General features: G+C 36.5%; 19 protein-coding genes. 3 read left to right on the top strand and 16 right to left on the bottom strand.

The window, feature by feature from the left end:
* Nucleotides 1-366 precede the first annotated feature (366 nt).
* From NTX65_00685 to NTX65_00645, 9 genes are all read right to left on the bottom strand, one after another.
* Nucleotides 367-3,585: a fibronectin type III domain-containing protein gene (locus NTX65_00685; GenBank protein ID MCX6167827.1), complete on the bottom strand. Its 3,219-nt coding sequence runs from the start codon at nt 3,583-3,585 to the stop codon at nt 367-369.
* 568 nt (nt 3,586-4,153) lie between these two features.
* Nucleotides 4,154-5,200 carry a 6-phosphofructokinase gene (locus NTX65_00680; GenBank protein MCX6167826.1) on the bottom strand — a complete coding sequence of 349 codons (1,047 nt, stop codon included), beginning with the start codon at nt 5,198-5,200 and terminating at the stop codon, nt 4,154-4,156.
* Between the two features lie 36 nt (nt 5,201-5,236).
* Nucleotides 5,237-7,414 carry a UvrD-helicase domain-containing protein gene (locus tag NTX65_00675; GenBank protein ID MCX6167825.1) on the bottom strand — a complete coding sequence of 726 codons (2,178 nt, stop codon included), beginning with the start codon at nt 7,412-7,414 and terminating at the stop codon, nt 5,237-5,239.
* A gap of 109 nt (nt 7,415-7,523) precedes the next feature.
* Nucleotides 7,524-8,486 carry an aminopeptidase gene (locus NTX65_00670; GenBank protein ID MCX6167824.1) on the bottom strand — a complete coding sequence of 321 codons (963 nt, stop codon included), beginning with the start codon at nt 8,484-8,486 and terminating at the stop codon, nt 7,524-7,526.
* Nucleotides 8,487-8,497: 11 nt separating this feature from the next.
* Nucleotides 8,498-9,238 carry a hypothetical protein gene (locus tag NTX65_00665; GenBank protein MCX6167823.1) on the bottom strand — a complete coding sequence of 247 codons (741 nt, stop codon included), beginning with the start codon at nt 9,236-9,238 and terminating at the stop codon, nt 8,498-8,500.
* Between the two features lie 38 nt (nt 9,239-9,276).
* The gene (locus NTX65_00660) at nt 9,277-10,638 is read right to left on the bottom strand and encodes an MFS transporter (GenBank protein ID MCX6167822.1); all 1,362 of its coding nucleotides are present in this window, start codon (nt 10,636-10,638) and stop codon (nt 9,277-9,279) included.
* Nucleotides 10,639-10,721: 83 nt separating this feature from the next.
* The gene (locus NTX65_00655; protein ID MCX6167821.1) at nt 10,722-12,182 is read right to left on the bottom strand and encodes an aminoacyl-histidine dipeptidase; all 1,461 of its coding nucleotides are present in this window, start codon (nt 12,180-12,182) and stop codon (nt 10,722-10,724) included.
* A gap of 2 nt (nt 12,183-12,184) precedes the next feature.
* On the bottom strand, nt 12,185-12,565 hold the full coding sequence (locus NTX65_00650; GenBank protein MCX6167820.1) for a PqqD family protein: 381 nt from the start codon (nt 12,563-12,565) through the stop codon (nt 12,185-12,187).
* Between the two features lie 55 nt (nt 12,566-12,620).
* Nucleotides 12,621-14,570 (bottom strand): oligopeptide transporter, OPT family, encoded by a 1,950-nt coding sequence (locus tag NTX65_00645; protein ID MCX6167819.1) that lies wholly within the window; start codon nt 14,568-14,570, stop codon nt 12,621-12,623.
* A gap of 205 nt (nt 14,571-14,775) precedes the next feature.
* Here NTX65_00645 and NTX65_00640 point away from each other — a divergent pair, with 205 nt between their 5' ends.
* Entirely contained in the window at nt 14,776-16,863 is a 2,088-nt protein-coding gene (locus NTX65_00640) for a tetratricopeptide repeat protein (GenBank protein MCX6167818.1), read from the top strand.
* Here the strand turns inward: NTX65_00640 and NTX65_00635 are convergent.
* The 3 genes from NTX65_00635 to NTX65_00625 form a co-directional block, all read right to left on the bottom strand.
* Complete coding sequence (locus NTX65_00635; protein MCX6167817.1) at nt 16,852-17,646, bottom strand: TIGR02757 family protein; 795 nt, start codon at nt 17,644-17,646, stop codon at nt 16,852-16,854. The two genes, NTX65_00640 and NTX65_00635, sit on opposite strands and share 12 nt — an antisense overlap.
* Nucleotides 17,647-17,727: 81 nt before the next feature.
* Nucleotides 17,728-18,441, bottom strand: coding sequence for a pyridoxine 5'-phosphate synthase (locus NTX65_00630; protein MCX6167816.1), 714 nt, complete (start codon nt 18,439-18,441; stop codon nt 17,728-17,730).
* Nucleotides 18,442-18,511: 70 nt separating this feature from the next.
* The gene (locus tag NTX65_00625) at nt 18,512-19,138 is read right to left on the bottom strand and encodes a hypothetical protein (protein ID MCX6167815.1); all 627 of its coding nucleotides are present in this window, start codon (nt 19,136-19,138) and stop codon (nt 18,512-18,514) included.
* Between the two features lie 242 nt (nt 19,139-19,380).
* Between NTX65_00625 and lat the strand changes: the two genes are divergently transcribed.
* Complete coding sequence (gene lat / locus NTX65_00620; GenBank protein MCX6167814.1) at nt 19,381-20,742, top strand: L-lysine 6-transaminase; 1,362 nt, start codon at nt 19,381-19,383, stop codon at nt 20,740-20,742.
* A 73-nt stretch (nt 20,743-20,815) separates the two neighbouring features.
* Nucleotides 20,816-21,529, top strand: coding sequence for a 16S rRNA (cytidine(1402)-2'-O)-methyltransferase (gene rsmI, locus NTX65_00615; protein MCX6167813.1), 714 nt, complete (start codon nt 20,816-20,818; stop codon nt 21,527-21,529).
* Here rsmI and NTX65_00610 read toward each other — a convergent pair.
* From NTX65_00610 to NTX65_00595, 4 genes are all read right to left on the bottom strand, one after another.
* Complete coding sequence (locus NTX65_00610) at nt 21,511-22,032, bottom strand: adenine phosphoribosyltransferase (protein MCX6167812.1); 522 nt, start codon at nt 22,030-22,032, stop codon at nt 21,511-21,513. The two genes, rsmI and NTX65_00610, sit on opposite strands and share 19 nt — an antisense overlap.
* A 12-nt stretch (nt 22,033-22,044) precedes the next feature.
* Nucleotides 22,045-23,037: a tRNA dihydrouridine synthase DusB gene (dusB, locus tag NTX65_00605; protein ID MCX6167811.1), complete on the bottom strand. Its 993-nt coding sequence runs from the start codon at nt 23,035-23,037 to the stop codon at nt 22,045-22,047.
* Nucleotides 23,030-24,229, bottom strand: a complete 1,200-nt coding sequence (locus tag NTX65_00600) for an MFS transporter (GenBank protein MCX6167810.1) — start codon at nt 24,227-24,229, stop codon at nt 23,030-23,032. Before NTX65_00600 ends, dusB begins: the two co-directional genes overlap by 8 nt.
* A 65-nt stretch (nt 24,230-24,294) precedes the next feature.
* Nucleotides 24,295-25,449, bottom strand: a complete 1,155-nt coding sequence (locus NTX65_00595; GenBank protein ID MCX6167809.1) for a CapA family protein — start codon at nt 25,447-25,449, stop codon at nt 24,295-24,297.
* Between the last annotated feature and the right edge of the window lie 65 nt (nt 25,450-25,514).

The following is a 25,514-nucleotide window of genomic DNA, read 5'->3' as shown; positions in this document are numbered from 1 at the left end:
AATTGTCAAGGATATTCTATCTTTTTATTAAAAAAAAAATTGATATAAATCACATTGCTATCTTATTTGAAATTAGAGAATGAGTTTATCTTAAATGAAGGTTACCAAAGTTTTTCAAATTACTTATTGAGAAGACTAAGAATTGAAAATAAATTATGAATGACTCTATCTTTAAAATGCAAGAAGGTCACCAAAATTGGTGACCTTCTCACAATAAATAATTGTATCTATTTTTTTATTCAGCTATACAAAATATGCTTGATGACATGCGTACAGGGCTAGACCTACCGCAGCTATTACAAGAAAAAATATGATTCGAGCGCTGATATTTTTCATTTTAGTTTCCTCTTCTAGTATTAAAGATTATTATTTAATTAATACCATCTTCTTAGTTGAAACAAAGTTTCCGGCTGTTATCCTGTAAATGTACATTCCGGTGGCTACTTTGATTCCTAAGTTGTTATCAGCGTTCCAATCAATTGAATGATTCCCCGATACCATTTCTTGATTGATTAAGGTCTTTACTTCTTGACCAAGCATATCATATACTTTTATTGATACAAATGAATTTTGAGGTATAGCAAAATTTATCCTTGTCGTTGGATTGAATGGATTTGGATAGTTCTGTGATAACTCAAATTGGGTTGGAATAACTTCTTGATTTTCAACTGCTGTAGTGCCGCTTGTAATAAATGATCCTGTTGTAGAGTAACTTGATACTGAACCATTATCCGTCTTTGATAATACTCTCCAATAATATCTTGTGTTTGATTCTAGTCCCGATACTTGTGCAACGGATTCATTTAGATTTGTTATCGTTTGTATATTATTGAAATTCGAATTCTTTGAATATTGTAAATCATATTTCAAGTGAGATTCTGTCGGTACCGGTATCTTCCAGGTTAATATTGCACTAGTGTTATTTATCGGTTGTCCATAGTTAGGGCTGATAACCAATGGTACTACGGAAGAAGATCCGGCGGCTGTTGAAAATGTCGCAACCATTGACCATGCGGAAAAAATTAGAGGGTTTGAAACCAATCTAGATCTTACTTGCCAGTAATAAGTCGCTCCTGGTGTTACCGAATATGGTATGTCAGTTATTAGGATAGAATTGGTTGGATCACTTACTGGATATCCTCCGCCTGCCGTTGTCGAAACTGCCAATGGATGATCTAACATACCACTTCCGTCAACACTGGAACTTTGCGCAATCCTGACCTGATACTGCAATGGTTCAGTAGCTGGAGCAGTCCATGCTAACGTAATTCCTGAAAGTGGACTATCAAGAATTATTCCCCCAACCGGAGCTGAAGGGATTGGAGTAGTAGCTGCGCCGCTTGCAGTTGTAGCAATTTTGAAAGATGCGGGATCGGAGTAAAGAGAAACAACACCTGGATTTGCTGCTAACCTCGATCTAACATGCCAATAATATGTATTTCCCGGAATTAAGGAAATTTCTACCGCAGAGAACAGATCAGTAGTCCATGGTAAATCGACCGGTGAATTATTAAATGAAGTTCCTGCCCCGCCTAATAATGTGTTAGCTGGTGAATACTGTGCCTGGAATTCTAGACCTGTTGCGTATACATCGATATAGAAATAGAGAACAGGAGGATTATTATAAATTGTTGGTGTAGGACTTCCAGCAGGCCAGGATGGGAATGGAACAGGCGGTACTGTGGCCAAACTGCTAAACTCTACAAATGTTGCTGGATCTGACCAACTTGATACGTTGGCTCCCGCCTTTGATCTAACTTGCCAATGATAAGAACCACCTGCAGTTAGAGCAGTCGTAAGAGTTTTATATAATTTGTTTGATGTAGTTGTAATCTGAGGAACGTTTGTAAATGGAGTTGCCAAAGGTTGCCATTCAATTTCATAATCGAGAGCTGGTTCATTGCCCTCAATATACCAGAAGAATGTAGGAGTAGAAGCATAGACCGTAACACCACCGATAGGATAAGAAATAGTCGGTTTTGGCGGAGCTAAAGTTGTGAATGATTTTACATCAGAATAAGAAATAATAACAGCCCCTGTGGAGTTCTTTGCGCGAACCTGCAAGTAATAAGTTGTACCGTTGCTTAATCCATTATAAGTATAATAGGAATTGGTGAGATCAGTCACTGTTGTTAGATTGGCTGTCATTCCTACATTAGTAGCTCGATATAAATCGAACTTTAAACCGGATGAGTAAGGAACCTGATACCATCCGATAAATGCGGAAGTAACTCCCGGATTAATTGGATTGATTTCCGGTTTAGAAATATTGACCGATGTAAACTGCCATGCAGGTGAATAGATACCATTCAATGCCCCAGCTCCAACAGTTGCTTTCACACGCCAGTAATAAAGTGTTCCATTATTTAGGAATTCAGGATAGATAACAGTATATGAATTACCAACAATACCTGCATTACCGGTTAATGTAATTAAGGAGCCAAATGATGAACTGGTTGAAACTTCCAGAGTATAAGTTGTTCCTGCACCAATTGCATCCCAATCAAAAACAGGGAGAATACTTACACCCGTAACAAAATTAGTTGAAATTGATGCACTAGCATTAAAATTTGCTGCTACAAATGTCACTTCATTTCCATAAGCTGTACCTGCTGCATTAGTTGCATATGCTCTCAAATAATATTGAGTACCAACTACTAATGGTGTAACTGTGCTTGTAAAAGTTCCACCGCCTGCACCGTTAGTAGTCTTCGGATCTGCAGTCGTTGGTGTACCAGATGTATTCCAGCATACACCGCGCACTGTTACAGTTGAGCCACCATAAGTAACATTTCCTCCGCTGAAAACACTGGTACCCACCAGAATGTCAGCAGTGATCGGAGTTGTTGTTACTACAGGCATAGTAACCTGGGTGTTTGGATTGCCGGCTGCAGTATTAATATTGTAAGCTTGAGTACCGACGCCACCATTAAGATCGCATACCATTACGGAATATGTCGAACCAGCTGTAAGACCCGTAACGGTTACTGGACCACCAGGCCCACCATTAAAAACACAATACCAACCGCTAGCGCTGATTTGAGTACCCGAGCCAAATAGGGTATTCGGTGTATAAGTTGTGCCGTTGATGGGAAATGCCGTACCTGTACTGCCAGTACGAACAAATACCGCTTCGGTTGCACCGTTTCCAACTGTCCAGTTAACCTGGAATGAAGTTGTTGTAACACTTGAAATAACTACTGCTGACGCTTGAGAAGTTGGAAGCAGAATGGTTGTAAAAGAAAACGTGTACCATGGTCCATCTGCACCCGCACCATCAATATTAGTATCTCTCACTCTCCAATAATAAGTATTTGAAGGAATGAGCAGAGTTGGAATTGCCAATGTAGTCGCTGCTGTATTTGTTGCGAAAGCAACAGTCGAATGAGAACCCGCGAAAGAAGCGTCGGCTAATTCCACATCATAATTTCCCACACCGTTTCCATCATCAAATGCCGTCCATGAGATCGAAGCAAGATTCAGCGAAATCGTTGGGGCTGCATCCGCTGGTGTTGGTGTTGGTGGTCCTGCTTGCGCAGATAATATCAATGGAATAAAAATTAGCAATGTAATTAGTTTTTTCATAAGCACCCTCTTATGTGATTAAAAAAAATTTCTTTCGGCTGTACTATTTTTGGCTGTTGGCTGGTAATAATATTTTGACACAAGTAAACCACCGCGCCCTCGCGGCATTTAATTTTTTTACAAACTAATGTTTTCTTGTTACTTCGGCTGGTAACTGGTGTGAAATTACAGTTTCAGACATGAATTGTCAATAAAAATCTAGTTTAAGACTATGGAATATTGCACCTTATGTCCATTTTAAGTTCGTTTAAATATATAAGATTCTATAAAAATTAAATTCTTGAACAAGAAATGCCCATAGCTAGATGGCGGTTTTCAAAAAAAATAAAAATTAAACAAACATTTAAAAATTCACTTGTCATTCCCGTATATGCAGGAATCTTTTTAGAATTAAATTGCATTCCATTTTCTTAGGAATGACCGTTCTCAAAGAAATAATTTTTTAGAAGATTCACTTTTGTAATAGATAGATTTTTCAAATTTGAGTTAGAAAAAAAAACTAAACGGATCACAAAAAAAATCCCGCTATAAGCGGGACTTTTCATTTTTTTCCAATTTAAATTTATTATCATCCAAAAAAAGTACTGGCTACATTGAATAATTCTGCATCAACAAGTTTAAGTTGACCTACAGCTACATCTAAACTTTCGGCAACAATCTCATTTCCTCTTAATGCGGCCATCATTCCCCACTTTTCTTGATTAACAAGTTCTGTTGCAAATACCCCAAAACGGGTTCCAAGTACACGGTCAAAAGCAGATGGACTGCCACCGCGTTGTATATAACCAAGAACTGTAGCGCGAGTTTCAAATCCGGTCCGCTTCTCAATTTCATCAGCTAAAATATTTCCAATTCCACCGAGACGCACATGACCAAATGAATCTTTTTTCATACTGCTTAGAATAAAAGATCCATCCTTATCCATTGTCTCTTCTGTTTGAAGTTTTGCACCTTCGGATACAACTACAATACTGAAATTTCTTTTACCTGAATGTCTCTTCATTATCACACTGCATACTTCATCTATATTGAAAGGTCTCTCAGGAATTAAGATAATATCCGCTCCACCTGCGATACCGGAATGAATCGCGATCCAACCCGCATGCCGTCCCATAACCTCAACCACCATAACGCGGTTATGTGATTCGGCTGTTGTATGAAGACGATCAATTGCATCAGTAGCGATATTAACAGCGGTATCAAAACCAAAAGTATAATCTGTTCCAAATAAATCGTTATCAATTGTTTTGGGAACTCCGACTACTTTAACACCGGCTTTGAATAATTTAGCTGCTATTCCTAATGTATCTTCACCGCCAATAGCAACAAGAGCATCAATTCCGCTTTCTTTCATATTGTTAATGATTCTTTCTTCACCATCTTTTTCTTTGTAAACATTTGTCCTAGATGTACCGAGAATAGTTCCGCCTCTATGAAGAATTCCCGAAACCGATTCTCTATCAAGCTCGACAAAATTCTTCTCTAATAATCCTTTCCATCCTTCACGAATCCCGATCACTTCATAATCAAATTGTATCGCTTTTCTAACAACTGCTCTAATAACAGCATTCAACCCCGGACAATCTCCCCCGCCCGTCAAAACACCAAGTTTCATTTTAATTTCCTCTCATAATCTGAAGTTAATATTTCATTAAACTAATTTTAAATTTGCAAATTTAGTTAGAAGTTGTTTAGTCCCCACACCTTCAAATGCAATCGCAACTCTTTGCATATCGCCTGTGCCTGTAATTTGTAATATTTTTCCCATTCCAAAAACAGAATGTGTAACACGACTTCCGACTCGAAGTGAGCGTCTTTCCTGGTCGAATTCATCGTAACTTTCCTGGTAGAACTCATCATAAAAAGTTTTCTTTTTTCTTCCCGCTTTTCTTCCGGCCGCACCGTTTAATTCTTCATAAGTTGATTCATCAAGTTCATCAAGGAATCTTGATTTGCTTTGATATGCAACTTCTCCAAAGCGGTAACGTGAACGTGCATAACTTAAAAATACTTTTTCTTTTGCACGCGTAACTGCGACATAAAATAATCGTCTCTCTTCTTCAAGCTTTGATTCATTATCAAATTTTTGACTGAGAGGAAAGATATCTTCTTCGCAACCGGTAATGAAAACGATCGGGAATTCAAGACCCTTCGCGCTATGTATTGTCATCAGAGTTACAGAATTTACTTTTTCATCATATTGGTCAACACCGGCAATCAGTGAAACTTCAGAAAGAAAATCGTCGAGAGAAGAATTCGGATTTGTTTTACTGTAATCCTGAACTGCAGAAACCAATTCCTGAATATTGTCGTACCGTGCTAATGATTCTTGAGTTCCTTCTTCTTTATAGATTTTCAAAATACCAAGTTCATCTACAAGAGCCGCAGTTAACTCTCCAAGGGAAAATTTGCTTTTTAGATCAATGTATTTATCGAGTAATTGCTTGAACTGCTTAACATTTTTTTGAATTCTTTCTTTTACTTCAATTACTTCAAAAACGCGTGACATTGTAGTAAAAAGAGAAATATTAAGTTTACGAGCAAACAATATCATTTTTGAGATTGATGTATTACCGATCCCACGCTGAGGGAAATTCATAACGCGCAGTAAACTTTCTTCATCATTCTGATTTGACAACATTCTTAAGTAAGCCAATACATCTTTAACTTCTTTTCTTCTGTAGAATTCAACACCGCCGACAATTTTGTACGGAATTTTTTCTCGGCGTAATGCATCTTCCAAAGCACGCGACTGTGAATTGATTCTATAAAAGATTGCAATATCATTTAAAGAAAGTTTGCGTGTAGTAATCTCTTTTTTGATTCTTTTAGAAATTTGAAATGCTTCGTCTTTTTCATCGGAAGCTCTCATAACGGTTAGTTCTTCGCCGTCATTATTTTGCGTCCATAGTGTTTTTTGAATCTGTCCGGTGTTGTTCTTAATTACAGAATCCGCGGCGGCTAAAATCATTTTAGTTGATCTGTAATTCTGTTCCAGACGGAATATTTTAGACCCTTTAAAATCCTTTTTGAAGTTGAGCATATTTTTAATTTCTGCACCGCGCCAGCTGTAGATGCTCTGTGCATCGTCTCCAACAACACAAACTTTATCTTTTAGAGGGCTCAATAATTTTAATAATTCATATTGAGCTTTATTTGTATCCTGATATTCATCAACTAAAATATACTTGAACATTTTTTTGTATTTACTTAATACCTTTTCGTTTTTTTCAAAGAGTTCAATCGGTTTTAAAAGAAGATCATCAAAATCCATTGCGTTATTTTCAAATAGCCGTTGGTTGTATTCTGCATAAATCTCACCTAATTTTCTATCTGACGGTGTTGTAGCATTGTGTTTCAAATATTCTTCCGGCGACATCATCTGGTTCTTCATAAAACTAATTTTATGCTGAACTCCATTTGAAGAAAGGTTTTCTAAATTTATGTTAAGATTGGACATAATATTACTAACTAATGACTGTGAATCTTCACGGTCATAAATCGAAAAGTTAGGTTTGTAATTAAGCTTATCTGATTCAACTCTTAGCATTCGAGCAAAAATTGAATGAAACGTGCCCATCCACAGATGTTCGGCTTTTTTACCAATCAAGCTCTTAATTCGCTCTTTCATCTCTTTTGCTGCTTTATTAGTAAAAGTAAGAGCTAAAATTTCTGAAGGGTCGTATCCTTTTTCTTCAATTAAATATGCGATTTTAGTCATTAAAACGCGTGTTTTACCGGATCCGGCACCGGCAACTATCATATGCGGACCGGAATTGTATTCTACAGCTTCTAGCTGTTTGTCGTTAAGTTGGTTTAGTATTTTCATTGAGTGGTCTGTTTTTTGGTCGGCAAATATACAAAAAAATGATGGGATTTTTCAATTTAATTTAGTTGGATAATCTTGAGTAAACGACCAAGTGATTAAAATTATAGCTTTAAACCAATAGTTTACCGTTCTTCATTATCATTTTCCCATCGAAATAAACTGTTGGTTTCTTAACAACGCCATCGAGATGGATCGGAATATCAACAGTTCCTCCCATCGATTTATTATCGCCGAGAGCAATATGGATTGTCCCCATTACTTTTTCATCTTCCAGAAGAACGCCGCTCAATTTAGCTTTGTGATTTGTACCGATACCAAATTCCGCAATGTTTCTTGATAGATTTCCAAATTTGTTTAATGTAGCATCAAGTTTTTTTGCTTGAGCGCTGCCGGAAATATTTATTGCAAAACCATCTTTAACTTCAATACGAATCGGTTTCCCTTTTACAACGCCAAGTGATGCCATCGAACCGTCAACAAAAAAAACTCCGTTCGATTTTCCTTCGAGCGGTGCAATATAAGCTTCACCAGTAGGAAGATTTCCGCTTTCCCCTTTTTTATGAAAGAGTCCTTTACTCGGAAGAGCTTTCCTTCCGGTGATGTCCATCGTAATATCAGTTCCAAGCGGCGTTGTTACTCTAACCAGATTGACATCATTTAATATTTCTTGAAGTTTGATAGTGAGAGCTGCAATTCTATGATAATCTGCATTCAATCCCCGTATCATAATTTCTTCTGTAATACCTGGAAATGTTGCAATACGTACACCTAACGCTGAAGCGTTTCTTCTTGCATTTGTATGTGTTAGTGACTTTGCAGTAGGGCATAAAACAACATCAAACATTTTCATAAGCTCCGCAACTTGTGGTATCGGTTCCTGACCATGCATTTCTTTTGATTTCATTTCTACAAATAATGATTCATGCCCAAGACGTTTTGCATTTTGAAAAAGCGAATAACCGATTTTCTTTTTGAATTCATCCGTAACGATTAGAACTGTCTCATTAGGCTGTGTGCCCATGCAATCACGGATTGCAATTATGGAAGCTTTGTCAAGTTGTGTTAATTTCATATTCCCAGCAATTAGAAAGGAAAGCCAACGTTTAATTGAATTGTAGCGCTGAAACCGCCAGACGGTACCGCATTATTTATAAAAATTTCGTTACCTAAAGAATCGGTTCGCTTCATGCTCTCTAATTTCAAAAAATTATATCCAGCGGTTCCTTCAAGACTAATGTAATCCGGGATTATATGTAGAATTAATCCGGAGCCTAAATAATAACCTACTTTGGTTTTATCGAGATTATATTTTTCATCACTTTGAAAAATATTGTCTTTTGAATATTCCGAAGTAAAGTCTCCGTTATAAAAAGTTACATCTCCTTCCACTACCTTCCAATCGAGGATCCAGAAAAGTTTAACACCGAAATCAATTCCAACTCCCCAGTGGTTCATAGAGAGAGTATGTGTTGAAGTTAAATTAGAACCCGAAGATAAAACCGAAGTGGTATGTTCCTCTTTTAGAAACTGATAATATCCTTTTGCAGAAATAAAGACCTTATCAAATTTTACGCGAATAAAATTTGCGCCCACTCTATAACCGGTTCCCTTTTCAAATTTAATTGCATCACCGGATTGAAGATTAAAGAGTCTTACATTAAGATGATCATTTATACCGGAAGCATTATAACTTTCTTGAGAAATTCCGGCATAGAAACCGCTTAAACCTAAGCAACCAAAACCAAATGTCTGCGCATTAAGTGTTGAAGAAACTGTTAAAAGTAAAAGAGTTCCAAAAAAATATTTGATGAAAGAAGATTTCATTCAGTATCACTATTCTAGTGATGGAAATTTACAAAAATTTAATTTGTTTTGGAGTACCCTTTTTCCAAACCGTGTCCATTGGCACCGAGTTCACTTCGCCTTAAAAGATATGCAAAGAGTAATCCGAAGAACCCGAGTGAAGAGAAAATCCACATTCCCGCATTATAACCTGCAGGATTAGCTGCGCTCGCTCCGGAAAAATCATTTGCAAAACCGATGAGTAGATTGAATCCGAATAAACCGATATTCTGAATCATAGTCATCAATCCGTATGCAGTACCAAGTTTGGGACTGTCAATAATAAGAGCTACCGAAGGCCACATTACCGCCGGAACAAGAGAGAATGCTATTCCCATCATCGACATTGGAAGAAGTAGATAGATTGGGATGGCGGCATGAATATCAACAAAGTTGATATTAATATTTATAAAATCTGACGGAGACATTACTGCCAGTCTGCCAAATTTATAAGCCATCATGAGATAAACAGGAATAATTAGAAGAGAACCGAACATCATTAACAAAGATCTTTTTCCAATCTTATCAGCCATCAATCCAAAAAGCGGTGTGAAAAACATTGCCGCCAATGTTAGCATACTCGAAAGATTTCCCCCTACTTCACGGGAAGTACCGTGCGCATCTTGAAAAAATTTAATTGCGAATGTTTGAAATGGAAACATGGCAGAATAAAACGTTACACAAAGTGCGGTGATATACCAGAATGATTTATGAAAAGTAAAAATTTCCTTGAATACAATTTTATCCTGCTTTCCTTCTTCCGGAAGGGCATATCTCTTAGCTGCGTAAGCATCCAGAATGTAATAAATTATAATAGTAACAAATGCAAATACTCCGGCAGCAATCGTTATTAATAAAGGTGTCTGCCAATATTCATATAAACTTTTTCCCCATGTGGGAGAATTAAGTGCCAGGAAAGAACCAAGACGTGCTACAGTCAAATTCAAACCGAATGCAAACGACAATTCCTTTCCTTTAAACCATCTTGCTATAATTGTTGTGATCGCGACTATCATAGATTCAGCACCCATACCAAAAATCAAACGTCCGGCAGCCATGAAAAATAATTGACTGCTTAACGCTGTGATAATCGCACCTATCATAATTAGAAGTGTGAAAATCACGACGGAGATTCTTGTGCCGATCCTGTCTATTATAATTCCGCCGATAAGAACCATTATAATATTTGGAAAACTGTAAATCCCTTGAAGCAAACCGATATCGGAATCTGTGAAATGTAGTTGCTTAACGAGAAGATCTGCGAGAGGACTTACTGAATCATATATATAGTAATTGCCAAACATTGCCAAACTGATGAGAAGAAGAATTCCCCATCTTAGCAATGCATGCGGTTCCGGTTTTTGTAAGGATTGAGTTTCCATGAAGTCTCTAATTATAGAATAATCATGCTCTTGATCCTGAAGTTAATCTGCAAAAATAAGATTAAGATCAAGAGCAAGAAAATTTAGTTAGAAGGAATATTTTTTAAAACTGCTTTTAGTAGATCCCAGAATTTAGAAACTGTGCTGATTTGAATTTTTTCAGCCGGTGAATGAACATCCATAAGAGTAGGACCAAAAGAAATCATATCCATATCAGGATAATGTTCTTTAATTATTCCGCATTCCAGTCCCGCATGAATAGCTTTTACTTCAGGATAGTTCCCATACATTTGATGATATACATTTTTCATAGTTACTAGCACAGTAGAATTAATATCAGGTTTCCATCCAGGATAACCATCACCTTGAGTTACTTCTGCTTTTGCTAATTTGAAAAATGCTGCTATTGAATTCGAGATATCATTTTTCTCAGATTCGACAGAACTTCTCTGGCTCAATGTAGCTTCTACGACTTTCCCTTTCGTAACTACAACAGCAAGATTCGTTGAGGTCTCTACTAAACCTGGAATATCAGCACTCATTTTTATAACGCCGTTCGGCACTGCATAAAGAGAATCGATCAGGTGCTTTGTTGTAGTTTTATCCATTACTTTAGATTTCGATTTAGATTCCGTTGCTACAACTGCTAAATCAGGTTCAACTGTTGAATTTTCGGCTTGAACAATTTTACAATATCTCTCTATATAAGCGAGAGTCTCGGCACCAAATTTTTTGTCTACTCTTATTACAGCAAATGCTTCACGAGGAATTGCATTATGTTTACTTCCGCCGTTAATACTTACAAGACGAATTCCGAAAGTATAATTAAGTTCATGAAGTAAACGAGTCATCAATTTAATTGCGTTGCCGCGACCTGCATTGATGTCCAATCCGCTGTGTCCGCCTTTCAAACCGGATACTTTAATTTCAAACGCCGTAGTTTTTCCAGGAACATCTTTCAAATCAGATTTAAATTTTGCAATTGTAGTCTGTCCACCTGCACAGCCGATATAGAGAGCGCCATCTTCTTCGGAATCAAGGTTCATCAATATTTTACCGTTCAAAAATCCTGGTTTAAGGGCCTGTGCGCCGAATAATCCAGTTTCTTCATCGAGTGTAAATAAGGCTTCAATTGGACCATGTTCAATATCATTAGATTCCATAATTGCAAGTGCTGCCGCAACTCCAACACCGTTATCACCGCCAAGAGTTGTTCCTTTGGCTTTAACCCAATCGCCATCGATATAACATTGAATTGGATCTTTTTCGAAATCGTGAGTTACATTGGAATTTTTTTCAGCCACCATATCAAGATGACCCTGCATCACTACCGGTAACAGGTTCTCTTTACCTGGAGTAGCAGCTTTACGAATTACAACATTGCCGAAATCATCACGTGCGCTTTCCAAATTATTTTTTTTAGCAAACGAAACGATATACTGAGCAAGTTTCTCTTCTTTTCTTGAAGGATGCGGAATTCTGCAGATCTCTTCAAAATGATTCCACAATAATTCTGGTTTTAATTGTCCTAATACTTCTCCCATCGTTAATTTCCTTTATTTATTTCTTGGAATGTGATGAAACGTTGTTCATAAAGTCCTGTTAAAAATTTTGTTAATCTCTCATTTACAGGTTCAATTTTATCCCCAAATTTTTCCAGAAGAAGTTTACCGATTTTATCAACTTTTCTTTTTCCGTCAATCAACAACCAAACAGCGGTACCTAATTCGTCTAATTTCAGTCTGATTACAGGTGATTTTAATTTTGGATTAATAAACCGGACTGCAAATTTATTTTGAAATTTTGGAATAATAATAGAAACCAAATTTTCTTCTGAAATTTCTTCTTCATACAATCGAAGTGGAGTTAGTTCTAAATAGTTTGCGCCTTTTAATATTTTTCGTCGTTCAGAAAAACTTACCTGCATGATATTCCTTTTTGAAAAAATATGTCCCGGTTATTATACCGGGACATTAAATAAATTACATAGATACTTGAGGAGGAGCTGGTTCATCGGGTCTTCCGGCATTCTTAACCGGAATCCTAATTAACAACCAAGCTATAAAAGCAAACACTAATAAACTGACATAGAAACTTGGGTTTTCAAAAATATGGTATATTGATATATCGAAGAAAGCCAATGCCGCGAATAAAAGCCCAATTAAGGCTTCGCCGGCAATTAGACCAGCGGCTATTAGTATTCCATTATTTTCCACCCTTGATTTTTGAGCAGCGTTAAATTTCTTCTTTTCATTTACCATTTCAACGGCACCTTTAATTAAACCGCCAACAAAAATTGCAAATGTAGTTCCTAATGGTAAGTACATACCAACGCTAACAAGCATCGGACTTTTAACATTCATCATAATAAAACCAACACCCATCAACATACCTGTAAAGATTAAGATCCATTCCATATCACCGGCAACAATTCCTTTTGATAGAATTGCCATTAAACTTGCTTGTGGTGCAGGTAGGTTTTCACCACCAAACCCGGTGCCTCCCATTTTTATATCACCTTCGTGTAAGACTATAAGTGGAATAAACATTACGGCGGCAGAAACTGCTACGCCAATTAAATCGCCGATCTGCATTTTCCAAGGTGTACCACCAAGGATATGACCTGCCTTTAGATCCTGAAGCATCTCACCGGCAACGGCTGCCGCAACACAAACAACAGCGGCAACTCCAAGTACGGCTCCAACTCCTTGTATTCCTTTCATACCAAGAGCAACCATTAACAATGCCGCAACAACTAAAGTTGATAAAGTTAAACCGCTAATTGGATTATTACTTGATCCGATGATTCCAACTAGATAACCAGAAACTGCAGCAAAGAAAAATCCGGCTACAATCATAACGATTGTTGCAACTAATGCTGCAACTAAATCTTGTGCGAAATAATTGTAGATGAAAAATGTTGCAACTCCGGTCAGAAGAATACCGATCATAATCCATTTAAATGAAATGTCTTTTTCTGTTCGATCTACAACGTGCTCGCCGGTAGCAGCTTTCTTAACATCACCAACCGACCGCGCAATACCTGTGATTAAATTTTTTCTCATTTTCCATAATGTAAATGCGGCGCCAACCAACATTCCACCGATTGCGATTGGTCTAACATATGTTTTCCAAACTGCAATGATAGTTCCTGCCCAATCAAGACCTTCCATGGGAGTAGTACCGAATTTAAAATAAGTAATAAGTGGGGCTAGTAGTCCCCAAGCAATTACACCACCGCTAAAATTCAATGCAGCCAACCTCGGACCAATTATATATCCAACGCCCATATAGGCTGGGCTAACGTCTGGAGAACGAAATAAAATATTTCCTTTACTTAAAGAAATAAGTCCGTCTGCACTTGTTGCGAATAATCTAAATTGTCCTAAAGCTTGAATAGCTGCGCCAAAACCCATTGCGCTGAATAAAAATTTAGAGCCGGTTCCACCATGGCGGCCAGCTTTATGAATCTCTGCAGCTGCTACGGATTCCGGGAAAGGAAGTTCAACATCTTCAACCATCACTCTGCGAAGCATTGCTACAAACATAATTCCAAGAACACCACCAGCCATCATAATTGCTGCAGATAGTGCATAATTTCCCGGAGTGAAAAAAGGATCCCATATTCCCGCAATATAAAATGCGGGTAAAGTGAAGATCGCACCGGCAGCAATTGATTCACCAATTGAACCAACAGTACGGGCAAAATTTTCTTCGAGAATCGTTCCCTTAAAAAGTTTAATTATTGCCATGCCGATAACAGCGGCCGGATAAGTGGCGGCTATTGTCATTCCAGCTTTCAATCCTAGATACGCATTTGCCGCACCTAGAACTACTGCAAGGACAAGTCCGATCACAAGAGCTCGAATTGTAAATTCTGCCATATTTGTTTCCGATGAAACAAATGGAACATGTTTCTTTTGTTCCGCCATGATTTTCTCCTGTAAGTGGTGAGATTATTTATTTGTGAGTTACTAACAGTCCGATAACGCTTCGGCTAATATAAATATGTATCCTTAGCAGAGCAACATTTTTTATCTCAAAGAATCATACAATTATTTAGGTACAATTGACGTAATTGATACTTGAATTACACATGGTTAATAAGGATATTTAGTTTGGATATGGAATAAACCGTTGAAGACAAAGAAACAAAAGATAAAATCAGCAGAAGTTAAAACCATTAGTATCCCAAAGAACGGGAAAATCAAATCGTTACCTTTCGACTTTTCCTATGTTTATTTAACAATTCTAAGTATTCTTTTCATTTTGATGTGTTATCAGAACAAACATATTCAGGATGATGCGTTCATAACATTTAGATATGCAAATAATTTTATTGACGGTCACGGATTGGTTTTCAATATTGGCGAAAGAGTTGAAGGGTTCACCAGTATTTTGTGGGTATTGATTCTAAGTTCTGTAAAAATTTTAGGTTTAGATCTAGTCGGTTTCTCTCAAATTTCCGGAGTAGCATTAGGCATTCTATCAATCTGGATTACCTTCTTACTAACAAAATTATTTTTCTCAAACAACATTTTATATACAACTCCCTCTTTGAAAGGAGAAAAAACATTTTTTGGTGCATTGGTAAATTTACTTCCGGCTACAATGCTTGCATTTACAGGAGCATTTCAATATTGGGCAATAAGCGGAATGGAGGTAACACTTTTCATTTCATTTTTTCTCATTTCAATTTATTTATATCTCGAAGCAATCCGGTATGAAAAACCTTTAACCCGTTTTTCTGTTTTTATTTCTATCGCATCACTCGTCCGTCCTGAAGCTGTTTTGTTATTCATTGTTCTAATCCTTCACTTCTGGTTCCGTCTGTATAAAAAGCATGAGAATATTGCATTAAATATATTTTTTAGAGAGATTGTTTCAGAGAAGAATAGAACTCCAATCTTGATATTCTTCTTAACAAATTTTGCACTTCTTATCTTCCGGCTTTTTTATTACGGCTTCCCTCTTCCAAATACATTTTATGCGAAGACCGGACTTTCTTATGAATATTTGACTGCGGGATTAGATTACATTTATGATTTCTTTAAAACTTATCTGCTATACGGAACCATTTTATTTTCGGCATCATTACTTTTCATTAACAAGGAAGCAAAACAAAATATTGGTTTGCTCCTATCGATTATAATGATTTTTATAATTTACTCTATTGTAATCGGTGGTGATGTACTTCCTCTATTCAGGTTTGTTCTTCCGGTTCTCCCTTTAATTTATATTCTTTTCATAAAGTCTTTTCTCACTTTGGGAAATGTTTTGCAGAAGAGAATAAAGAATAGTTTTGAAAACCTTCCGGCAATTGGTACGATCATTATTTCCCTTCTAATAATTTATTATAATTATATAACTCCAAAAGAAAAGATCGAAAAATATTCTTACTTCGAAAATCAGTTGGTGAAGAAAATGAGTGCAAGCGGAAAGTGGTTGGCACAAAAGCAAATTGAATCAGAGAGAAAATTAATAGTTGCTGCAACTACAATCGGAGCGGTCTCATACTATTCTAATGCTAGAGTAATTGATATGCTGGGTCTTACAGATGCCACAATTGCTCATAACCCGAAACCGATTAAAGTGATTTCCGGCAGTCTTAGCGGTTGGAAAGAAAGAAATTATAATATTGATTACCTCCTTTCGCAAGAACCGGATTACATTTATTTTTCAACTGGCCTCAAGCCGAGTGCTTATGCCGAACGCGCACTTTTTTTGTCTGAAGATTTCGTCAATAATTACTACCCTTATTTCTTCAATGCAATAGAAAATTACGTAGAGACAATCTACAAACGTAAATCTCCGGCGATAGAAAAAAATAAAATGATTCGCTTTTCAGAAAATTCCAAATTCGATTCAAATTATGTTAATCTTTACAACAATCTTCTAAATATCAAAAACAAGCCGGAGTTTAGAGAAAGAGCTTTATCGATTTGCGAACAGATTAAAAAAATCGGGCCGGTCAATTTTACAGGAGCAGAATATCAGTTAGGGCTGTTGTATGAAAAAGAAGGAAATAAAGAAAATGGATTCAGAATAATGGAGGATGCTGCAGATAAAGACGATTATCTTTCCTTAGCTCATTTCTATTTGGGCAGGCATTATTCAATCAAAAAAAATATTCCTCTTGCAAAAACACATTTCGAATTAGTTCAGAAATACAATCCAGATTATTTTAATTACCAAACCCGGCACAGACAAAAGTTAGAAAATTAATTTTCTCATCCCGATATGACAGATTGCAAAATCATACTTCACCGGATCCGAGTCATCAAACCGTTTTAGCCGGTCAGTAATTTCTTCTGCCATTTTCCAGGATACATTCTTTTGTTTTGTTAGTTTAAGTTGCTTGCAAATTTTGGCCACGTGAGTATCCACCGGGATGACAAGTTTAGACGCCGGGATTTCATTCCATAAGCCGAAATCGAGTTCATCTTTTCTTACCATCCATCTTAAAAAGAGGTTCATTCTCTTACACGCACTTCCTTTCAGCGGGTCAGGAATCATAAATTTAATTCCGTGTGTGACGCTTCCTTTCTCTGAACTTAATTCAACAAAATTTCTTGAGAAAAAAGAAATGACATTTTTAAGATTTGGATCCTTCTCAAAATAGTATAGAAGGAAAAAATATTTGAGCGAGCCGTAATTCAAATAAATTTTATTCAGTGAATAAAATAGTTTCGCAATATCTTCGTTTGAATAAAAGCGGTGCTTCAGATCACTGAAGAGTTTTAATCCTTCGGCATAAGAGTAGTTTTTTACAAACTCGTGCGGCTGGTTATTCATCAGTTGATGAATTTTTTCGAGCGAGTTGTTAATCTGTTTGACGTTTCCATACGCAAAAATAGAAGAGATAAATGCGGAGATTTCTATGTCATAAAAATTTTTAAAACGGTGCGGAAATTCTAATGGGTCGGGAGATATTTTTGAGAAATCAAAATATTTATAGTGAAGTTCTAACTTTTTTTTAAGAGAAGTTTCTTTTATAGATAATTTCAAATAATTCTTTCTTCCTGCTTTAATAATTCTATACTTTTACTCCATAATAAAATATCCCATCAATGAATATTTTACAACGCTTTATCTTTTCGTTAACGCAATCATCTCTTTGATTGCTTGTTCTGCGCCAACGTACATTCCCCGTGCAAGTACCGCATGACCAATACTAACTTCATCGATTTCTTCGACAGCAAGAAATTCTTTCATGTTGATGTAATTCAAACCGTGCCCGGCATTCACACCGAGTCCAAGTTTTTTAGCATGTTTAGCTGCAAGTCTTACCTTTTCAAGTTCTTCAAAAATATCTTCCTCATTTACGGCATTAGCGTAATTACCGGTGTGAATTTCTATGAAGTCTGCATTTATTTCGGCTGCAGCATCAATTTGGTTTATATCAGGTTCGATGAAAATAGAAACGGGAATTTCCGCTTCATGCAAACGTTCAATGGCAGATCGAATTTGATCGATATTATCAATAACATTAATTCCGCCTTCGGTTGTTAGCTCTAGCCGTTTCTCAGGTACAAGTGTCGCAAGTTCCGGATGAATATCACACGCAATTTCTATTATCTCATTAACCGGCGCCATTTCAAGATCAAGCTTAGTCGTGATTAGTTCGCGAAGAAGACGAACATCGCGTTCATTGATATGTCTTCGATCTTCACGCAGATGAACAACAATTCCATCTACTCCGAATTGTTCTGCCATCAAAGCAAATGTTACAGGATCCGGCTGAGTTTCTCCACGTGCATTTCTCAATGTTGCAACATGATCAACGTTAATACAGAATCTCATTTTTAACCTTTCACTAAATTTGTTGATGTGAAATTAAAAAAAATATGGAAGAGTTACAGTGCCTAACTTTTTACTGCGGTCTAATTGATCCGATCGATGATTTAATCAGCGGCTGTGCGGTTTCCAAATAACCGGAAGGAATTGTGTAATCAAATTGGATTATCTGACCGGCATTATTTTCAAAAACCAGTTTATAAGAGAAGAGATTTTGTTTTTCAATAGTAAACTGGGAAAAATAAATTTTAGAATGAATAAAATTACTGCTTGAGAGTTTATCGTTTTTATGTTTTGTGCTGATCAATCCCTTGTAATAGTTCAACCGCGAACTTTTGGCTAATGATGTATCGTTTGTTACAACTTTACCCACACTTAGTAATCCGCCGGACGAATTATCAAAAAACACATAAGTCGGTTCATATATAAAATGATCGCCGGGGTTTGCTACATCCCGTGCCTCTATTTTTTTTGAGATTAATGTTTGTCTTAACTCCCAGCTAATTGGCGGGTAAAATTTTATTCCAAGATCCTGATCAACAACTTCCATCCCTAGTTTTGATTTATCAAACGAAAAGTAGTCTGAATCGGCTTGATCATTCTTCCCTTTTCCGCATGAAATAATAATAAAAGAAGAGAACAATCCTATTGCAATTAATATCAATGGTTTGCCAAAACGACTGAAGCCAAATAGTTTTTTCATCTTCGAACTCAACAGAATCAATTTCAAAACGATAATAAATTGAAAGTACAATTAAATATAACTATCTTTGACCAGAAAAATTAGTTAACCTATGTGCAAGTATAAAATATTTTCAAAAATAACGGGCAGAAAAAATCTAAGAAATTATGCTGCCTCCCGCTTTGAACAAGTCTTCTAATTGATTTTCCATCTTTCAGATTTTCTCAACTATTTTATTCACACTTTTATTTACGGTGGAACTGATGGATACTTCAATCAACATACTAAATTCAGAAAAAATTAATACAAATGTAACGGCTCAAAATGTTCACGAGATTCTTAGCAAGAGAATGCTTGTTGATGGATTTGATTTTGTATTAGACTTGAAAAAAAGTCATGGTTTAACAATAGTAGATGAAAAAACGGGTGATGAATATTTAGATTTTTTTTCATTCTTCGCTTCATCTCCAGTAGGCATCAATCATCCTAAGATGAACACTCCGGAGTTTCGAGAAGAACTTGCTACTGCGGCAATCAATAAACCATCAAATTCAGATATTTACACAGTTGAGATGGCAAAATTTGTTGAGACCCTTTCACGCGTTGCTGTGCCGGATTATTTCAAGCATCTCTTCTTTGTTGACGGTGGCGCACTCGCAGTTGAAAATGGTTTGAAAGTTGCATTCGATTGGAAGGTGCGTAAAAATTTCATAAAAGGTTATAAGGAAGAACGCGGACAAAAGGTAATTCACTTCCGGGAAGCATTCCATGGCCGTTCGGGATATACAATGTCTCTCACTAATACAGACCCAGTTAAAATCGCGCATTATCCAAAATTCAATTGGCCAAGAATCATAAATCCAAAAATTACTTTTCCACTCAAAGACAATTTGGATGAGATAATCAAATTAGAAACCCAGGCAATTGAAGAAATATATTTAGCAATAAAAAAGAATCCCGATGATATCGCTGTAATTATAATTGAACCAATTCAAGGTGAGGGCGGAGATAATTTTTTCAGAAAGGAGTTTTTCTTAAAGCTTCGTGAAATTGCTGATGAAAATGAAATCCTTCTTATGTTTGATGAAGTTCAAACCGGTGTTGGAATGACAGGCAAAATGTGGGCACATGAATATTTTGTTGAACCTGATATAATGGCATTCGGAAAAAAAACTAATATTTGCGGAATCATGGTGAGCGATCGAATTGATGATATTTCGGAAAATGTTTTTAAGAAATCGAGCCGAATTAATTCTACTTGGGGCGGTAACCTTACAGATATGGTGAGGTCGCGAAGAAGTCTTGAAATCATAGAAGAAGAAAATCTGGTTGATAATGCAGGTATTATGGGGGCCTATTTACTAGAAAACTTAAAAGAAATTCAAAACGAATACCCGGAATATGTATCACAAGCACGCGGTTTAGGATTGATGTGTTCTTTTAATTTGCCCTCTGCAGAGATCAGGAAAAAATTTCTTGAAGAACTTTACAAAAATAAAATGATTATGCTTGGCTGCGGAAACAATTCTGTTAGATTCAGACCGACTCTAACTATTGCAAAAAATAATATTGATGACGGTATGGAAAGAATCAAAAATGCACTCCACAAACTGCATAAATTGTAATTTCAATAGATTTTTAAGAAAAACCCCAATTGTTATTGGGGTTTTTTTATTTTTGTAAAAAGAGAATTTCAGTATGAAGAGAGGAACCCTTTTTATTATCGCTACCCCAATAGGTAATCTTGGTGATATAACCTACAGAGCGGTAGAGACATTAAAATTGGTAGACTTCATACTTTGTGAAGACACTCGTGTAACAAAAATTTTACTCGATCATTTTCAAATCAGTAAACCGTTTATCGTAGTCAACGCACACAACGAATCGAAATCAATTGAAAAAATTTTAGAGAGATTAGAAACCGGAGAGTCGTGCGCACTGGTATCAGATGCCGGCACTCCTTGTATCTCAGATCCGGGGGTTCGGTTAGTCAATAAATTCATTGAGTATGGAATTGAAATTGTTGGCATTCCCGGGGCTAATGCAGCAATTATGGCTTTGAGTATAAGCGGATTGCCGACAGATTCTTTCGTGTTTGAAGGCTTTCTGCCACAAAAGAAGGGACGCCAGAAAAAACTTAAACAGTTATTCGAAGAAGAGAGAACAATTGTCCTTTACGAATCAACTTACCGTATAAAAAAACTTATAGAAGAACTAAATGAATATATGCCTGCTAGACAGGTTGTTGTTGCAAGGGAGTTAACAAAAAAATTTGAAGAAACCTGGCGAGGAACACCGTCAGAAATACTCGCGGACTTTGATAAAAAAATTATTAAAGGTGAATTTGTAGTTACAATTGCACCGCTCAATTGGAAGGAACGAAAGTCACAAGATCATTCCGAACCGTACTGAATAATTGAACGAACATCATAAGATTTCAATTTATCTCTGCCTTTCAAAAAGTCGAGTTCGATCAGAAAGGAAATTTGAACAACTACCCCGTCTAACTTTTCTATTAACTTGCAGGCAGCTTCCATTGTTCCTCCGGTGGCAAGCAGATCGTCATGGAGCAAAACTTTATCTCCGGGTTGAATTGCATCTTTATGTATTTCTATAGAATCACTGCCGTATTCAAGCAAATAGCTTTCTGATATTTTTTCGGCGGGAAGTTTTCCAGGTTTTCTAATCGGTATAAATCCCGCATTAAGCTTTTCAGCGATTAATGCACCTAAAATAAAACCACGAGATTCAATACCAGCTACTTTTGTTATTCCTTTGTTTTTGGCAAAGTTATATAATTCTTCTGCCGAATCTTTAAGTCCCATTGGACTCTTTAGAAGTGTTGTAATATCTTTAAAAATAATTCCCTTCTTTGGAAAGTCCGGTACATCTCTAATCAATTTTTTCAGTTCCATAATTCCCTCTTATTAAATTGAATTTCCAATTTGTTCAAAAGAATTTATCTGTTCAAGATACTTTAATAAAATATCCTCGATGGGAGCATATTCAAGTTGCTGATATAATTCTTGCCGGATCTCCTTTGAGTTATGGAGTCCTTTCAAATATCCCGCATAATATTTTCGAAATGGGATAATGGCTGCTCGCGGTTCCTTCAACTCAAGAGAATATCTTAAGTGCCGAAGCGCTGTATGAATTCTTTCATAAGGTGAAACTTGATTAACTGGAATTCCAAGCAATAATTCTTTTGCTTCTCTGAAAATCCAAGGATGTTCAATAGCACCCCGTGCTATCATAATAGCATCGGCCTTTGTTTCCTGAAATGCTTGTTTAACATCGTCTGCAGTAAAGATGCCTCCGTTCAATGCTACCGGAATTTTAACTACTTCCTTGACTCTTGGAATCCAATTCCAATCCGGTTCACCACTGTGACCTTGTTTTCGTGTTCTGCAATGAACAGTTAATGCAGCTGCACCTGCATCTTCAACACGTTTTGCTATATCCAGAATATTTATAGAATCTGCATCCCAGCCAATTCTTGTTTTAACAGTTACCGGAATAGTCACAGCATTTACAATTGCTCCAACCATACTCTGCATATAACAAGGATCTTTGAGAAGACCGGCACCTGCACCCCGCGTAGCAATTTTTTTTACCCAGCATCCGGCATTTATATCTATCAAGTCCGGATTTCTAGATTCCGCTATTTTTGCGGCTTCAATCATCGGTTCAAGATTACCGCCATAAATTTGAATTCCAACCGGACGTTCTTCATCAGTGATTTCAAGTTTCTTTTCAGTTTTTTTATTTGAACGAATCAACCCATCTGAATTCACAAACTCTGTATAAACTACATCCGCTCCCAACTCTTTGCAGAGTCTTCTATAAGCGATGTCTGTAACATCTTCCATAGGCGCAAGCAGAAGAGCATGATCTATATTCAGTTTTCCGACTTTAAACATTTTGAGGTACTTCCAAACTATTGGGTTTCAATAAATAGATTGCAACAATAAACGTAATAAATGTAAATACGGCACCAGTCACAAACGGAAATTGATAACCAAATGCATCATAAGAAAATCCTCCCCATAACGGACCAAGCACGCGCGCAAAAGCTGAGATTGATTGACTGAATCCTAATATTGCACCCTGCTGATCTTCGGGTGAAAATTTTGAAATCATACTCGGAATAATTGGTTGAAGTATTCCCCCTCCAACTGCCATAATAGAAATTATGATTGCTACACCTAAAAAATTACCTCCAAACGGTAAAAATCCGAGCCCAATAATCATGAAAAAGATACCTATAAGAACGATTGTTTTATCATTTAACTTTTTTGAAAGCGTTCTAATAAATCCAGCTTGAATAGATGCACCTACCAATCCGGTAATCCCAAAGAGCATCCCGTTTTGTTGATCGCTGAAATGATAAAACAAATGACCAAGTATCGGGAACATACCGTAAATATTGGCAATCGAAAAAATTATCAAAAAGTAGAGAACAATTAAAAATCCGATAGATGTATTAGTCATTACATGTTTGGCAAAAGCGAAATCAAAAATTTTGATCTTAACTTTTCCATCGGTTTTCTTTTCTTTCAGAGATTCCGGTAACCTGAAGTAAGCAAAAGTAAATGCCGTTAATGTGAAACAGGCGCTTCCAATACCAGCCACATTATATCCATACTTAGCCAGCAACGCACCAATTACAGGACCAAAAACAAAACCTAATCCAAATGCGGCACCAATTACTCCCATCCCTTTTGCCCGTTCTTCGCGCGTTGTAATATCAGCAATATAAGCTTGAGCAACGCCAATGTTGCTTCCGCCGAGTCCCGCCAACATTCTTGAAAAGAAAAGCAATGCAAATGAATTTGAAAAAGCGAAAATGACATACGAAGCTGCTGTCATAAGCTGAGTTGCAAGAATTACAGGCCGCCTGCCGATTCTATCAGACAATTTGCCGAGCATAGGGTTGAAAACAAACTGCATCAAAGAGAAAATGGCAATAATAGAACCGATTCCAAAGTTTGAAATTCCGAGTTGCTTACTGGCAAATGTTGGGAGAATTGGAATCAGGATTCCGAAACCCATTAAATCGATGAAAATTGTTACGAAGATTATGCCTAAAGAAGCTTTATTTTTATTGGCCATTCAAAGTTTCTATTTAGTTCGATGCAAAGATAAAAAAATAAATGCGATTTAATAAGTCCAACAGATTAGTTGGATTTTTCGTTCAACGGAAGGTATATATGATTTTGAATTGATTCAAACATTTTACGCGTGTCATTGTTTGACTGGAGAAGTTTAATCCGGTCTGCTTCCATTACGAAATTATTTGATTTACTTATTGTTGTGTCGGCAGGAAGAATGACAAATTCATTTTTGCTTTCTGTCTTTCCTTTAAAAATCCAAGTCGGCAACACAGAAACATTAGATAATCTGATTAAACCAGTATAAATGTTTTTAATTAACGAAAAATTAAGAATTACTCCAGCATCAGAGTAGCGCCATCTTTGGTTTGAAATAAAATTACCAAGCGAATAAGCAATGAAACCTTCTCCAATTTTATTTTTGTTAGAAGTAAAATATTCAAGTGGCTGAATTACATGTGGATGACTTCCTATTATCATATCGGCACCGCAATCAATTGCAAACTTCACTACTTCTTTTTGAAATGAGTTTGGTTTGCGCTGGTATTCTTCGCCAAAATGAAAATAAACAAGAACAACTTCGGCATTTTTCTTCCTCGCTGACTGGATATCGAGCTTAATCAGATTTGTATCAATTACATTTACCAAATACTTTTCTTTTTTTGAGATGTAATTACCGTTCAAACCGTAAGTGTAAGCGAGTACTGCAATTTTGATTCCGTTAATTTCAAATATCCTGGTTGAATCTCTGTCTTGCTGAGTTTTGTAAGTGCCTATAGAATTCATTCCGATAGAACGAATTTTATCAATTGTATTTATGATTCCGATTTTACCTCTGTCGAGGCAATGATTATTTGCTGTTAACAAAAGATCAAATCCGGCATCTTTTAAAGCATCAAGATATTCATGAGGAGAATTGAACAATGGGTAACCGCTGTAGTGGTTTTTCTTCCCGGCAATTGTTGTTTCCAGATTTCCAATCGCTAAATCGGAAGCCGATAAATATTTTTTCACTACTCTAAAAGCCGGTTTAAAATCAAAACTGTCTTTGCTAACTTTTGCAAAATCCATCTGAGGAGTATGACACATCAAGTCTCCGGTGAAGGAAATTGTGACTGTACGGAGAGAATCGATATCATTCTTTTTTACTTTTGAAACCGGGCAGGAGAAGAATTGGAATCCTAAAATCGTTGTTATGAATAAGATAGATAAGTTTTTCATTATCAAAAGGAGTTACCTATTTCTAACTATAATCATTGACATCACCAGAGAAAATACTTTGAGAA

This window comes from Ignavibacteriales bacterium, from assembly GCA_026390795.1.
In the GTDB taxonomy this organism is placed as follows: Bacteria; Bacteroidota; Ignavibacteria; order Ignavibacteriales; family Melioribacteraceae; genus Fen-1258.
The sequence above is the reverse complement of the archived record's forward strand: the minus strand, read 5'-3'. Positions and strand labels throughout refer to the sequence as shown.